Genomic DNA, 14,897 nt, shown 5'->3' on the forward strand with positions numbered 1-14,897 from the left:
CAACCGCCTGTGACTTCAGGCAGTCATCTTCAGGGTCTGGCGATCACCCCGCCAGTCATTGGCATCGGCACGCCCGTGGTAGCGGGATAGGACAGCGGCAGCCCCTTGAGGCCGCGAGCCGCGAGGAAGCCGAAGGCCTGGGCCTCGATGGCGTCCGAGGCCCAGCCGAGCGTCTCGGCCGCCTCGACGGTGGCCGAGCCCACCCGCTCCCGCAGCATGCGCAGCATGGTCAGGTTGCGGGCGCCCCCGCCGCAGACGATCCAGCTCCGCGGCCGGCGCGGCAACAGCGGGATGACGCGGGCGATCGCGGCCGCGGTGAAGGCGGTCAGCGTCGCGGCGCCGTCGGCGGGCTGGACATCGCCGAGCCTGAGTGCGGCGAAATCGTTGCGGTCGAGCGATTTCGGCGGCGGGCTTGCGAAGAACGGCAGCTCCAGCGCTCGCGCGATCCAGGCCTCGTCCACTTTTCCGAGCGCTGCGAATTTACCCTCGGCATCGAACGCCTGGTTCATGGTGCGGTACATGAAATCGTCGAGCAGCGCGTTGCCGGGGCCGGTGTCGCAGGCGATCAGCGTGTCGTTGCCATCGATATAGGTGATGTTGGAGACGCCGCCGATATTGACCACGACGATCGGCCCTTCGCGCTGGAGCGAATGAGCCAGTGCCCGGTGGTAGACCGGCACGAGCGGCGCGCCCTGCCCGCCGGCCTCGACGTCGGCGGCGCGGAAATCGTGCATCACGGGGATGTGGATGGCCCTGACCAGCGCCGGCGCGTCGCCAATCTGCACCGTCAGCCGTTTTTCGGGCCGGTGCAGCACGGTCTGGCCGTGGAAGCCGACAATGTCGACGTCCTCCGCCCTCATCCGGTTCTGGGCGAGAAAGGCAGCGACCGCCTCGGCATGGGCCCGCGTCACCGCACGCTCGGCCTCGGTCAGAATGCCCGGGCGGGCGTCGCGTTGCTGCAGATGCACGGCCTCGCTCAGCGCCTGGCGCAGCAGGTTGCGCTCGGCCGGGCTGTAGGGCCGGTAACCGGACGGCCCGAACGCCTTCAGCTGCTTTCCATCGGTTTCGATCAGCGCGACATCCACCCCGTCAAGCGAGGTGCCGCTCATCAAACCGAGTGCCGTCAACATCATGGACCAGCGTCCTCAAGAGCCCCGCCCTGGCATGCCGATCTTGTGCCAGAGGGACACATCTTATAATGCCAACGCGCCAAGTGGCGGGCGGCCATCGGGTTCCCGCGGAAGACCCTTAAATTGCCCCCAAAACAGTAAACCAAGAATTGTCAGGCACGCCGACAGATGACTGCATTTAAATCGGATTTCCTCAATATCCTGCAGGAACGTGGATTCATCCACCAGTGCTCCGATTTCGAGGGGCTGGATGCGCTTGCCGCCAAGGGCGAAGCCATCGCCTATGTCGGCTACGATTGCACCGCCCGCTCGCTGCACATCGGGAATTACCTGACCATGATGATGCTGCACTGGCTGCAGCAGTCCGGCAACAAGCCGATCACGCTGATGGGCGGCGGCACCACCATGGTGGGCGATCCCTCCGGCAAGGACGAGACGCGCGCGATGCGCACCATCGCCGAGATCGAGGCCAACAAGGAATCGATCCGCGGCGTGTTCGCGAAAGTGCTGCGCTATGGCGAGGGCAAGAGCGACGCCATCATGCTCGACAATGCGGAATGGCTGACCAAGCTGAACTGGATCGAGATGCTGCGCGACGTCGGCCGGCACTTCTCGGTCAACCGCATGCTGACCATGGACTCCGTGCGCCTGCGTCTCGAGCGCGAGCAGGAGATGAGCTTCATCGAATTCAACTACATGGTCTGCCAGGCCTACGACTTCGTCGAGCTCGCCAAGCGCACCGGCTGCCGTCTCCAGATGGGCGGCTCGGATCAGTGGGGCAACATCATCATGGGCGTCGATCTCGGCCGCCGCATGGGCACGCACCAGCTGTTCGCGCTGACGACGCCGCTGCTGACGACCGCGTCCGGCGCCAAGATGGGCAAGACCGCGCAAGGCGCGGTCTGGCTCAATGCCGACCAGTTCAGCCCTTACGATTTCTGGCAGTACTGGCGCAACACCGAGGACGCCGACGTCGGCAAGTTCCTAAAACTGTTCACAACGCTGCCGATCGCTGAGATCAAGAAGCTCGAGGCGCTCGGCGGCTCGGAGATCAACGAAGCCAAGAAGGTGCTCGCGACCGAGGCGACCGCGCTGCTGCACGGCCGCGACGCCGCAAATGAAGCAGCGGAGACCGCGCGCCGCACCTTCGAGGAAGGCGCGCTCGCCGAAAGCCTGCCGACGGTGGAAATTCCGCGCGGCGAGCTCGACACCGGCCTCGGCGTGCTCAACGCCTTCGTCAAGGCAGGTCTGGTCGCCTCCAACGGCGAAGCGAGGCGCCAGATCAAGGGCGGCGGCCTGCGCGTCAACGACGCGTCCGTCACCGACGAGAAGATGGCGCTCTCCGCGGCGAATCTGACGCCGGAAGGCGTGATCAAGCTGTCCTTCGGCAAGAAGAAGCACGTGCTCATCAAGCCTGCATAGGCGTATGAGCTTTTCACTGCTTGTCAGGGCGCGCCGAAGCGCGCTCCCTGACGGCAATGGATCAGAACACGCCCAAGGAAACGACAGCGGAAGCGAGCAAGGAACAAGTCGGAAGCACCCAGCGGGACGCGGTGCGCACCGCACTCGTGGTGCTCTGGCTGTGCTTTACGCTGGCTGTTCTCGGCCGCGGGCTCAGCGAGAGCTTCACGGTCTTCCTCAAGCCAATCTCCGAAAACCTTGGCTGGGATCGCGCCCAGGCCGTCTCGATCTATTCCCTCACCTGGCTCGTCAGCGGGCTGACCGCGCCGCTGGTCGGGCGCCTGTTCGATCATTCAGGACCGCGCATCGTCTATGCGCTCGGCTTGTTCCTGCTCGGCTCCGCCTTCCTGATCGCGAGCCACGCGCAAGCGCTGTGGCAATTCCAGCTCTCGATCGGCATCTGTGTCGGCATCGGCGTTGCCTTCATCGGCAATGTGCCCAACTCGATCCTGCTCGGCCGCTGGTTCGGCCCAAAGCTGCCGACCGCCATGGCGGTGGTGTATTCGGCGATGGGCGGCGGCGTGCTGGCACTGCTGCCGGCCTCGCAGCTTCTGATCGATCATCTCGGCTGGCGCGAGACCTACCAGGTCTACGGCCTCGCAGCGCTCGGGCTGCTGGTGCCGCTGCTGCTGCTGCCCTGGCGCATGTTCGCGGCCGGCTCGCCGAACGTCCCCAAGAGAAGCGATCCGGATTTCGTCGACAGCGGCTGGACGCTCGTGAGCGCGGTGCGTCACCACGCCTTTTGGGCACTGTTCTCGACCTTCTTCTTCACCGCGGTCGGCATGTATTCCATCGCAGCGCAGATCGTGGCCTATCTGATCGACGCCGGCTTCCCGCCGCTCCAGGCCGCGACCGCCTGGGGCTTCTCCGGCGTCGTGCTGGTGTTCGGCATGCTCGGCGTCTCCGCGCTCGACGGCCTGATCGGACGCCGGCCGTCTGTGCTGCTCAGCTACGCGATCTCGATCCTCGGCATCGTCCTGCTCTGGCTGCTGCAGTACTATCCGAACATCATCCTGCTCACCGGTTTCGTCGTCTGCTTCGGCAGCATGATGGGCTCCCGCGGGCCGTTGATCACTGCAACCGCGATGAAGATCTTTCGCGGCAAGCGCGTTGGCACGATCTTCGGCACCATCTCGATCGGCAGCGGCCTCGGCTCGGCCTTCGGCTCATGGAGCGGCGGCCTGATTCACGATGCAACTCACGGCTACAATCTCCTGCTTGTCTTCGCACTTGCGAGCGTGTTCCTCGGAATGATTCCATTCCTGGTCGTCCCCGCTTTGCGGGAGTAGGTGTCTCGGAGGTAACCTGCGCGAACTCGCGTTACCGGGGAACTACTGATGGCCACGACATGAACACGTGCGAAAAATGCGAGTCGCGCGAGGCTGAAGGCCGGGCCTGCGGTGTTTTGTCCGACATGACGAAAATGTCAGCGCGGAATTGATCCTGTGTGCTTGCGCGACGAAACTGAATACGGTCCAAGTCGCAGCATTGGATGGAGGGCAAACCAATGAACTTTTCGTATCTCACTCGCTTTCAACCGGTTCTCTTGAGCCTGTTTCGCTTCATCACTGGCCTGTTGCTGTTCCAGTATGGCGTCGCCAAGCTGTTCAAGTTTCCGGCCGTTCCGATGTTCGCGAAAGTCGAACTGATGTCGCTGTACGGCGCGGCGGGTACGCTGGAACTTGTGCTCGGCGGGCTGTTGATGATCGGCCTGTTCTCGCGGCTTGCGGCCTTCATCCTGTCGGGTGAGATGGCGTTCGCCTATTTCCTCGGCCACATGTTCAGGGGCGAAGCTCCGGTGTTCCTGCCGCTCCTCAATGGCGGCACCTCCGCGATCCTGTTCTGCTTCGCCTGCCTCTATCTGTCGGCGGCCGGTGCCGGCCCGATCAGCGTCGATGCGGCGATGGGCAATGAACGCGAATCGACCGGCGGCGCATTCGCGCGGCGCTGACGCGCGCAAGTGACTGACGACACCGGCGTTCGCCGGTGTCGTCTACCGCGAGCCCAGCACGTTCCAGATCAGGACGAGGGCCGCCACGAGCAGGACGGACATGACGATGCGGTGAACGAATCGGTTCATCGCCATCCCGTCCCGGCTCGGCCACAACAAAAATCGAGCATCATTCTTCTCCGCGACCTTGCGCCCATCTGCGCGCAGGGCGCGTTGCGCCTGCACATTTGCGCATGCGGCTGCGAACGCTGCGTGCGTGGCAGCCCGCCGCACATGTCCGTTCATGATTGGTAAGAACTTCATGCTACCGATGCGAGCAATAACAACCATTCCGTAGGGGCTGCGATGAAGCTGCTGAGCCATCTGAAGATCCGCACCAAGCTTGCCAGCATGGTCTGTCTTGCGGCGCTCACCGTCACGGCCATCATCGGCGTATCGGCCGTGCTCAGCAAGAGCCGCATGATGGAGGATCGCGTCCAGCAGATGCGGACCGCCGTCGAGCTCCTCTATAGCTACGCACAAGCGCTCCAGGACGAAGTCACCGCCGGCAAGCTCACGCAAGCCGAGGCCAAGAGCCTGTTCCACCAGCGCGGTCGCCGCATGAGCTTCAACGCCGGCCAGGGCTACCCGGTGGTCTATAATCAGGACTCCTCCCTGGTCGTGAACGGCGCCAATCAGCAGCTCGAAGGCAAGATCACCGGTGCCAAAGATTCCAACGGCGTGCTGATCGCCGACGCCATCATCAAGGCCGGCAGCGACACCGCGCAAGGCGGTGTGACCTCATATCTCTATCCCCGTCCCGGCCAGACCGAGCCGGTCCGCAAGACCGTGTTCGCGCGCAAATTCGCGCCGTGGAACGTGACCATCAGCTACGGGCTCTATGTCGACGATATCGACGCCGAGGTGCGCGCGCTGACGCTGGAGCTCGGCGCGGTCGGCATCGGCCTGATGCTGCTGATGGCGACGCTGTCCTGGCTGATCGCCCGCGATGTGCTCGGCGCGCTCGACCGCCAGAAGAGCCGCATGCAGGCGATTTCCGAAGGCGCCATCGACAAGCCGGTCGAGGAGACCGATCGCGGCGACGAGATCGGCCGCATGGCCGAGACGCTCGAAGTTCTCAGGCAGACCGCGCTCACGGCCCGCAATCTGGAGGCCGAGCAGGTCGCCGCCAAGGCCCGCAGCGAGCAGGAGAAGCGCGACGCCCTGATCGCCCTCGCCGACCGCTTCGATGCCTCCGTCGGCCAGCTCGTCGGCCTGATGGCCTCCGGCTCCGGCGAGCTCGAGACCACCGCCAAGTCGATGTCGTCGACCGCCGAAGGCACCAACCGCCGCGCCGCCGTGGTCGGCTCCGCCGCCACCGAGGCCAGCCAGCGCGTCCAGACCGTCGCGGCTGCTGCTGAAGAGCTCTCCTCCTCCATCACCGAGATCAGCCGTCAGGTCGCCCAGTCCGCCGAGGTCACGGGACGTGCGGTGGACAGCGCCCGCCGCACCGATACCATCGTGCGCGCGCTGTCCGACGGCGCCCAGCAGATCGAGCACGTCGCCGAGCTGATCTCCAGCATCGCGGCACAGACCAATCTGCTCGCGCTCAACGCCACCATCGAAGCCGCACGTGCCGGCGAAGCCGGCCGCGGCTTTGCCGTGGTCGCCTCCGAGGTGAAGTCGCTGGCGAGCCAGACCGCGGAAGCCACCCGCGAGATCGGCGACAAGATCGCCCAGATCCAGGGCGCGACCAAGGAAGCGGTGGACGCCATCGGTGGCATCACCGCCACCATCGAGGAGGTCAGCCGCATCGCCACTTCGATCGGCGCGGCCATCGAGGAGCAAGGCGCCGCCACCGCCGAGATCGCCCGCAGCGTCTCGCAGACAGCCGAGGCCACCCAGGAGGTCACCACCAATATCGGCGGTGTCTCCACGGCCGCGAACGAGACCGGCAACGCCGCCGGCATGGTGCTCGCCGCAGCCTCGAACCTCTCCAAGCAGGCCGAGCAACTCTCCGGCGAAGTCGGGACGTTCCTGGCCGGCGTGCGCGCAGCGTAGGCAGACATTCTACGAGATCGTCGTCATGCCCGGGCTTGCCCCGCCTGCGCGGCCGAAGCCGCTTCGGCGAGGCGAAGGGCCGGGCATCCACGTTCTTGGTGCCGTGTGATGAGGCATGGACGGCCGGGACAAGCCCGGCCATGACGGCAGAGACTGCCGCCCGCTACTGTCGCCGCGCGAGGCTGCAACCGCTCGACAGCTGGCGCGTCGATCCGGTCGAGCCGTCGTTCGACTGCGACGGGAATTCATCGAACGGCGAGTTCTGCTTGCCGGTGTTGAACTCGAAGATCTTGCGGAACAGGCCCGGCGCCATCGCCGAGATCGGATTGACGCGCATCACCGGCGCGGCCGGTGTGCCGACGACCTCGTAGGTCACGCCGATCAGCCCTTCGTTGTTGCCGCCGCCGAGGAAGATGCCGAACAACGGAATCTGGCCGAAGATGTTGTTGACGCCGTACATCGGCACAAAGGTGCCGCTCATGCAGACCTGGTTGCCGGGATAATCGATCGAGCCCTCGATGGTGGCGCCGATCATGGGGCCCTTGACCACGCCATCGCGGATCGTGAGCGCGCCGTTCTGCCGGGTGAACTCGGCGCGCAGCGCGCTGAAGGAGACGCCGTTTCCGGTACCGTTGGGCGCGCCGGCGGCGACGCGCTCGAGCTGCGCCTCGCCCTTCACCGTGAAGTCGCGCACGTTGATGAGGCCCTCGCGCGCCGTGTTCGGCTCGGACGTCGGCGGCTCCATCGCCACCACCATCTGGCCGCCGACCGCCTTGGTGTAGGTGTCGGTGAAGCGCAGCAGCGCGCCGGCATCGTTGGTCTGGAGGTAGATCACCTCGCGGTTGCCCTGGGCGCGGCCACCGCGCAGATCGGCTGCCACCGGCGTGTCGCGGCCGATCTTGCCGCTCAGCGTCAAGGCTTTCACGGCGCCATTGCGTTTCGACATCTTGGCATCGAGGCTGCGCATGGCCTCGCCGTTGAATCCGGCGACGGCGCCGAGCTTCACGTCGATGTCGAAATCGACGTTCTTCAACTTGTTCTTGTCGTCCTTGGAATGGCCTGAGATCGCGGACTTCAGGAAACCGCGGCCGTCAAACACGTCGCCACGCATGGTGCCGCGCACCACGCCGTCCTGGCTGCGCTCCACTCTGAGCGAGGCCTTGTCGCCGTCGGAAGGCGCGTAGGTCGGGAAGCTCGCGTTCACGAGATCGCCGTTCGCGTCAACCTCGAGCGAGCCCTTGATCGAGGCGCCGCCGCCCTCGATGACGATGTCCTCGAAACGCGTCGATTGCGCCGTCGGCACCACCTTGAATGTGGCCTTGCCGGACTTGCCCGGCAGCTTGACCCAGCCGGGCAGGATGTTGTCGAGCCTGACCGAGGTCAGGTCAGCCTCGACGCCGAGCCTCGTCGTCTGATCCGCGCCGCTCGCGATCTTGCCCGACAGCTTGATCGGCAACGATCCGCTGACGGCGGGGCTCAGATCGAAGCCGAGCCGCGCGCGGCTGGCATCGTCCAGTGTCGCCTGCAACCTGACATCCGCATCGCCCTCGGCCGGCTTGCGATAATCGAGCGAGGCCGCCTGGCCGTTGATCTTGACGTCTCCCTTGACCTGATAGCCCTGGTTATTGGCTGATATCTTGAGGTTGTTGGCCTCCAGTTTCTGGTTCATCACCAGCTTGTCGGCGGCGAAGCCGTTGAGGTCGGCGGTGACGGCATAGGTGGTGTCGGCCTTGGTCAACTCACCCTTGACCGGCATGCCGAGCTGGATGTTCGCGGAGAACGTTCCCTTGCTGGTGTTGGGATCGACGACTGTTGCCGACAGATCGCTCAGCCGATCATTGGCGAGCATTTCAGCGGCTGCAGGCACCGGGCCTTCGACACGGAACCTGCTCCGCGACGGCGACGGCTTGGGCGCCATGTCAGGCACCTCGAACACGAAGTCGGAGATCGTGACCTTGCGACCCGAGGGCGTATCCGCAACGCCCTGCCCGATGTTCACGGTCGCGGTGCGCCCGGTCACGCGCGCCTTCAGATCGGCATCACGCACCACCGGCATGCCATCCACGGGGCGGACAGCGACGCCGCTCGCTACGATGTTCACCGACAGGCCGTCGTCCGGAATGGGCGGGCCCTTGCGCGGCAGGTTCCTTGTCGGCGAGTTGACGCCGATCTCGATGCGCTGGAGCGTGCCGCGCTCGATCCGTTCGATCACCCATTCGCGCAATTCGGGGACGATCAGGGTCGGCCACATCCGCTTCAAGGCGGAGGCCGACATCGGCGTTCCCGCAAAGCCGAGCGTCAGCCGCGGCTCGCCGGAATAGTCGATGGCGCCGGTGCCGGCGACGCCGATCTCGCCGTTGGAGACATCGGCCTGTGTCAGCAAGATGCGCTTGTGATCGGTGTCGAAGCGAAAGCCGATCGCAATGCGGTTGAAGACGAGCGGCGGCTCGTGGTCGATGCCGCCGAGCAGGATCGAACCGCCGCTGAAGCCGAGCTGCCAGTCGTTGGTGGTGCCGTTGGGCGGCTCGAGATGGCCCAGCAGCGTCAGGCGGTTCGCGCCGGAGAGAATCTTGAATGGTGCGACCAGCACCCGCCGGTTCGCGTCCCACTCGACATTGATCTCGGCCGAGTCGATTGCCATGGGATAGTCGGGCGTGTCCGTGTCGATGATGTTGCCGGCGCCGACCGCGATCTTGCCGCGGAAGAAGGTCGGCACGCCATCGCGGCCGAGCTCGCCCTTGAGCTCGCCCGTCAGCGGCAGGTCGGCGGTATAGGTGAGGTCCTTCACCCGCAGCGCCAACAGGATGTTGGAGGTCGAGACCTTGTCGGCCTTGATGTCGACCGAGCGCACGCCGTTCTCAGCCGGGCCGATCGTGGCGCGCAGCATCCACGGGCGTGCGCCCTCCTCGCCGAGGCTGAGCGCGACGCCGCCGCGGCTCGGCCGGCGCAGGCTGAGCGTGATGTTCTCAAACGACCATTTGCTGCCGCGCTGCTGATCGTCGACGATCAGATTGCCGTTCTTCAGGCCGATCTCGTTGAGGTTCTGGCCGTCGAGGCCGGTCATGCTCAGACTGTCGAGCCAGTCGAGGCCCTGTAGGATGCCGCTCTGCGCGGTCGCCTGCGGTGCGGCCTGCGATACCTCCGGGCTCGCAGGCGCGGTCGCGAAGGGCGGCGGTGGGACACCGCTGCGCGGGAATGTCGGCGGCAGGCCCGCGTCCTTCTTGGACGCGACACCGGTCGCCAGCGGCTTTGCGGTATCGCCGGCGGACACGGTGACGGTGCCGTCAGGCGCAATGCGGATTGCGAGCTCGGCATCGACGAGATTGAGGCTCTCGGCACGCAGGTGCCCCATCAGGAGGGCCGCACCCGACAGCTTCACCTCGGCCTTCGGCGCGCTGGCGACGATGGCGTGATCGCGGTCGCGAACGATGATGTCCCGGATGCGGACGGCGATGCGGACGCGCCCGGCGCGCTCGATCTGGGTGCCGCCGATCTCAACCGTGTTGCCGTGGCCGATATTGTCCTCGATCGCGGCCGCCAGCCATGGCGTTGCGATGTCCAGATTGATGGGACCGGCGCCGAGCCGCCACCACAGCGCACCAAAGCAGCCGACGAAAATGACGACCAGGGTGCCGACGACCACGGCCATGCGCTTCAGCCAGCGACCACCACCGACCCAGCGGCGCAACGCGCCGAATCCGTCACCGAAGCGATGGAAGCCCGAACCGGAACGCGCCAGCAGCCGGCGTGCGCGATAGCCCGCCGCCGCTTCCTGATCCGGATCCCAGTCGGCGTCGTCCCATTCCTGCGGCTCATATTGGCCGCCGCGCCGATCTAAATCCCGGTTGTAGTCCTGGGGCGACGTATTCCTTGCCATTGCCTCTCGATACAGGCGCCCGTCATAGGATTGAGCGCCGCCGGGACCGCAGCCGTTCGCGGGAGGTGAAGCTCCCCGCGCCGGCACTGCCGCCATACCTCGAATATTCCTGCTGTTCGTCATTTCGCCCCGGGAGCGCGTTCAACGAGCAGTGGGGTGGTGCGTGGAATTCCTTGTAACCATACTCCGGCGTCGTCAGACTTGCCCAGCCGAGGGCGCGATTCCGGCACGCCGGACGAGAGCTGCAATACCGCTTCGGTTGACCCGCCGAAAGCGTCGAAAGGAAGGCGTATGTCCAAGACATCCCGAAAGAAATCGTCCAAAACGTCCTCCGGCAGTCCGGCCGCCAAAAAGAAGACCGCAAAAACGCGGGCATCGCCTCAAACACGGTCCGCGAAAACACAGCGGACACCGGCAAGCAAATCAACCGGGACCATAGCAAAAGCAGGATCGCATAAGGCCGCATCGAAACAGTTAAATCCATCCAAATCGGTCTCCCCGCCCGCTGCGGCGAAGTCCGGTCTGGCCGAGGGCCAAAAGGCCCCCGCTTTCCGCCTGCCTCGCGACGGAGGCGACGTGGTCACATTGGCAGACTATTCCGGCCGAAAGCTCGTCCTGTTCTTCTACCCCCGGGCCGACACGCCCGGTTGCACAAGGGAGGCGATCGACTTCACCCGCCTGGCCGACGCCTTCGCTGCCGCCGGCACCACCGTGCTCGGCATCTCCGCCGATCCGTTAAAGGCCCAGGAGAAGTTCCGCGACAAGCACAAGCTCGGCGTTCCCCTCATATCGGATGAGAAACATGATATGCTGGAGGCCTATGGCGCTTGGGGCCAAAAATCCATGTACGGCAAGAGCTTCCTGGGAATTCTTCGCACCACGGTCCTGGTCGGGGCCGACGGCAGGGTGGCTCAGGTCTGGCGCAATGTCCGGGTCGACGGCCATGCCGACGAGGTGCTGGAGGCGGCAAGAAGGCTTTAACCAGTTCTTTAAATTCGCACGTTCCCGTTTCCGGAAAATTAACCATGACCGGCCCAGATTGCTGCGGCAATTGAGCCGCAAGGAACCCATCCGACCGGCGCGGGAGTGCCGATGTCGAAAAGTTCTGCCCAATACTCGCAGTACCCCCAACATCATCCTCACGACCACGGACGGGCCTTCCAGCGCCGTCCGGCCGCCGCAGCGGCGGCAACCGCGATTCCCCTGCCCGCTACCGACGACGCCTACACCATCGTCCATGCCGGCAAGCAGGTCCGCTTTGGACCCGTGGTGTTCTGGATCGTGGTCGGCACCGTGGTGCTGCTCGGGCTGTGGTCGGCAGCAACAGCCACCTATTTTGCGTTCCGTGACGACGTCCTGACCCGGCTGATCGCCCGTCAGGCCGAGATGCAATACGCTTATGAGGACCGCATCGCCGAGCTGCGCGCCAAGGTCGACCGCACCACCAGCCGTCAGTTGCTCGACCAGGAACAGTTCGACCAGAAGCTCGACCAGATCATGAAGCGCCAGACGGCGCTGGAGTCCCGGGCCACGGCGCTCGGAGCCATGCCCGACGTGACCGGCTCGATTCCTCGCGCCGCCCCGCAGCGCGGCGATTCAAGCCAGACCACGCCAAAGCCGTCGCCGATCAGCGACACCGTCATCTTCGTGGCGCCGCCGGATCGCGAAGCGCGCCTCGAATCGCGCGCGCCGACTGTCGTCGCGCCGCCGACCAGCCAATTCGCCAAGAACCAGGGTTTCGACAACGTGCTGGTCCGGCTCACGAGTTCGCTTGACCAGGTCGAGCGGCGCCAGATGGCGGCGCTCAACGCCGTCGAGGAAAGCATGGATTCGCGCATGCGCCGGATGCGCGGCGTGGTCAGCGATCTCGGGTTGAACCTTGCCCATCTCGAAGCCGCGGTGCCGCGCACCGCGATGGGTGGACCTTTCGTACTCGTCAAATTGACGGCCAATGCCGGACCGTTCGAGAAGCAGCTCTATCGCATCAACACCACGCGCGCCGAGATGGACCGTCTCAACCGCACGCTGGCGCTGGTGCCCTATCGCAAGCCCGTCATCGGCGAGGTCGAGTTCACCTCCGGCTTCGGCGTGCGCAGCGATCCTTTCCTCGGGCGGCCTGCAATGCATACCGGGCTCGACTTCCGCGCCGCCAGCGGCGATCCCGTTCGCGTCACCGCCAACGGCAAGGTGGTCTCTGCCGGCTGGTCCGGCGGCTACGGCCGCATGGTCGAGGTCGACCATGGCAACGGGCTTTCGACCCGCTACGGCCATCTCTCCGAGATCAATGTCAGGGTCGGCGAGATCGTGAAGATCGGCCAGGTCGTCGGGCTCGTCGGCTCGACCGGCCGTTCCACGGGCCCGCATCTGCACTATGAGACCCGCATTGAAGGCGAAGCCGTGGACCCGCAGAAGTTCTTGCGCGCCGGCGTGCGGCTCGGCGCGGGCTAGCCTCGCTCTTCTTACTTTCGGAGTGCCGGGCTTCCCGAGAGCCAGAGAAGCGACTGGCGGCCGGGAGCTTACGCAGCAAGCCGACTGCACGCCCGTCAATCACCAGCAGCGCGCTGCCGATGACGATTGCGCCCGCGATCTCGCGCATGGAAATCGGCTCACCCAGCACCAGCCACCCCAGCAGGATGGCGGTGACGGGAATAAGCAGCGTCACCAGCATCACATTGCTCGCACCCGAGCGCCGAACGATCTGAAAGAAGACGATATAGGCCAGCGCCGTCGAGAGCGCGGCGAGGCCAAGCACGGCGAGCCAGGTCGAAAGGCTCGGTATCGATAGCTGCCATGGCTGTTCTATGAGGCCGGCGACAGCCGCCATCATCACGGATGACGCCATCAGTTGAAACGTGGCCGTCCCCAGCGGCGCTGCGTCCTTGAGCAATCGCCGCGCCGCCAGCGCTGCAAAGCCGTAGCTCAGTGCGCCGCCGAGGCAGAGCAGGATGCCGAGCCCCTGCCCCGGCCTTGTCTCGAAGCCCCATCCGCGCAGGAGGATCACGCCGGCAAGGCCCAACGCCACCCCGGCCAGGCGGCGCATCTGCAAGGCCTCCTCGCCCGCTGCTACCATCACCACCACCGTGAACATCGGCGTGGTCGCGTTCAGGATCGATGCCAGCCCGCTCGGAATGAATGTCTGGCCGATCGCGATGAGCGAGAATGGGATGATGTTGTTGAGCAGCCCGATCGCGACGAACGGCGTGCAGCCCGCCCAGCTCTTGGGAAAGCCGATCCCCTGCATGCGGAGCAACGGCAGCAGCAAGGCCGCGCCAAGCGCAACGCGCAGGAACACCAGTGTCAGCGGCGGCAATTCCCGCAAGGCCGCGCCGTTGAAGAAGAACGAGCCGCCCCAGAGGATCGAGAGCACCGCGAGCAGCGACCAGTCGCGCGCATCAATCCGGTTGTCGTTTGGGGGCATGGGGTCTTACCTCGGCCCCATCGCCTAGAACGGTGCGATCAATGCCGCCACCCGATTTCTGACGAGGCACCGGTTTACAAAACCGATGCTCGGACCGAATGGGGTAACCGAGGCGGCCGCTTGTTAGTGCGGTTTTGCTAGGCAGGCTTCTTCGGCCGCGACACCAGCTCGATCATCCGCCCCTCATCGTCATCCGGCATCTTCGCCTTCGCCTGCGCGTAGGCGTCGACCGCGGCGCGCGCGACCAGCGGCTTGTCGGCCAAGAGGCTCTCCGCGAGCTTCACGGCATAGGCGGCATCCTTGTGCCGCAGCGCTGCCGTGAAGGTCGCGCCGCTGAAATCGCGGGCGACCATGCGCTTTGAGTGGCGCTGCACCTGGGGGCTTGCGGCCACGCCCGCCTGGATCGACTCCAACACCAGGTTCATGTCGAGCCCGGCCTGCTCGGCGATCGCGAGGCCCTCGGCGAGACCGGCGATCTGGATCGCGCCCAAGAGATTGTTGATGAGCTTGTAGACCGTGCCAGTGCCGAGCGGGCCGAAATGGCGGATGGTCGCGCCGATCGGTTCGAGATAGGGCCGCGCACGCTCGAGATCGGCCGCATCGGCGCCGGCCAGCAGCGTCAACTTGCCCGCGGCCGCCGCGTCCGGCAATCCCGTCACGGGGCAATCGATATAGATCAGCCCCCGCGCGTTGAGCTCGCGGCCCATCTCGCGGGCATGGTCATAGGAGACAGTAGAGCACTCGATCGCAATGGTGCCGGCCTTCGCCGTCTTGGCGGCGCCGTTCGGCCCCAGCCAGACCGCGCGCGAGGCCTCGTCGTCGGCGACCATGGTCACGACGGCGTCGGCATCTATCGCGGCATCCTCCGGCGAGGTCGCCCAATGTGCGCCGCGCGCGATCAGGTCTTCCGCCTTGGCCTTGCTGCGATTCCACAGCGTCACCGTGAAGCCGGCATCCAGATAGCGGCCGGCCATGCCGTGGCCCATCCGCCCAAGCCCGATGAAGGCGACGCGGGGCATG

Annotated in this window: 10 protein-coding genes and 1 pseudogene; 6 read left to right on the top strand and 5 right to left on the bottom strand. The window is 65.6% G+C overall.

Annotated features, from left to right (window positions below; genetic code table 11):
• Nucleotides 1-29: 29 nt before the first annotated feature.
• Entirely contained in the window at nucleotides 30-1,133 is a 1,104-nt protein-coding gene (locus ACVIIV_RS26690; RefSeq protein ID WP_456746804.1) for an anhydro-N-acetylmuramic acid kinase, read from the bottom strand.
• Between the two features lie 165 nt (nucleotides 1,134-1,298).
• On the opposite strand from ACVIIV_RS26690, the gene tyrS reads away from it, so the two are divergent.
• From tyrS to ACVIIV_RS26705, 3 genes are all read left to right on the top strand, one after another.
• Entirely contained in the window at nucleotides 1,299-2,552 is a 1,254-nt protein-coding gene (gene tyrS, locus ACVIIV_RS26695; RefSeq protein WP_456746805.1) for a tyrosine--tRNA ligase, read from the top strand.
• A 56-nt stretch (nucleotides 2,553-2,608) separates the two neighbouring features.
• On the top strand, nucleotides 2,609-3,880 hold the full coding sequence (locus ACVIIV_RS26700; protein ID WP_456746806.1) for an MFS transporter: 1,272 nt from the start codon (nucleotides 2,609-2,611) through the stop codon (nucleotides 3,878-3,880).
• 218 nt (nucleotides 3,881-4,098) lie between these two features.
• On the top strand, nucleotides 4,099-4,542 hold the full coding sequence (locus tag ACVIIV_RS26705; protein ID WP_456746807.1) for a DoxX family protein: 444 nt from the start codon (nucleotides 4,099-4,101) through the stop codon (nucleotides 4,540-4,542).
• A gap of 42 nt (nucleotides 4,543-4,584) precedes the next feature.
• Here the strand turns inward: ACVIIV_RS26705 and ACVIIV_RS26710 are convergent, their stop codons facing one another.
• Nucleotides 4,585-4,905 (bottom strand): hypothetical protein, encoded by a 321-nt coding sequence (locus ACVIIV_RS26710; protein WP_456746808.1) that lies wholly within the window; start codon nucleotides 4,903-4,905, stop codon nucleotides 4,585-4,587.
• Here ACVIIV_RS26710 and ACVIIV_RS26715 point away from each other — a divergent pair.
• Nucleotides 4,888-6,582 (top strand): methyl-accepting chemotaxis protein, encoded by a 1,695-nt coding sequence (locus tag ACVIIV_RS26715; protein WP_456746809.1) that lies wholly within the window; start codon nucleotides 4,888-4,890, stop codon nucleotides 6,580-6,582. The genes ACVIIV_RS26710 and ACVIIV_RS26715 overlap by 18 nt on opposite strands.
• 163 nt (nucleotides 6,583-6,745) lie before the next feature.
• Here the strand turns inward: ACVIIV_RS26715 and ACVIIV_RS26720 are convergent, their stop codons facing one another.
• Nucleotides 6,746-10,555 (bottom strand): YhdP family protein, encoded by a 3,810-nt coding sequence (locus tag ACVIIV_RS26720; RefSeq protein ID WP_456746810.1) that lies wholly within the window; start codon nucleotides 10,553-10,555, stop codon nucleotides 6,746-6,748.
• Between the two features lie 195 nt (nucleotides 10,556-10,750).
• On the opposite strand from ACVIIV_RS26720, the gene ACVIIV_RS26725 reads away from it, so the two are divergent.
• Together ACVIIV_RS26725 and ACVIIV_RS26730 are read left to right on the top strand one after the other, a co-directional pair.
• Nucleotides 10,751-11,440 (top strand): peroxiredoxin, encoded by a 690-nt coding sequence (locus ACVIIV_RS26725; protein ID WP_456746811.1) that lies wholly within the window; start codon nucleotides 10,751-10,753, stop codon nucleotides 11,438-11,440.
• A gap of 111 nt (nucleotides 11,441-11,551) precedes the next feature.
• Complete coding sequence (locus ACVIIV_RS26730) at nucleotides 11,552-12,907, top strand: peptidoglycan DD-metalloendopeptidase family protein (RefSeq protein WP_456746812.1); 1,356 nt, start codon at nucleotides 11,552-11,554, stop codon at nucleotides 12,905-12,907.
• Between the two features lie 67 nt (nucleotides 12,908-12,974).
• Here the strand turns inward: ACVIIV_RS26730 and ACVIIV_RS26735 are convergent.
• Both ACVIIV_RS26735 and ACVIIV_RS26740 read right to left on the bottom strand, forming a co-directional pair.
• Nucleotides 12,975-13,877: pseudogene (locus tag ACVIIV_RS26735) on the bottom strand (DMT family transporter); the annotation flags it as partial.
• Between the two features lie 137 nt (nucleotides 13,878-14,014).
• Nucleotides 14,015-14,896 carry an NAD(P)-dependent oxidoreductase gene (locus tag ACVIIV_RS26740; protein WP_456746813.1) on the bottom strand — a complete coding sequence of 294 codons (882 nt, stop codon included), beginning with the start codon at nucleotides 14,894-14,896 and terminating at the stop codon, nucleotides 14,015-14,017.
• Nucleotide 14,897: the final 1 nt, after the last annotated feature.

This window comes from Bradyrhizobium sp. USDA 4354 (assembly GCF_054060315.1).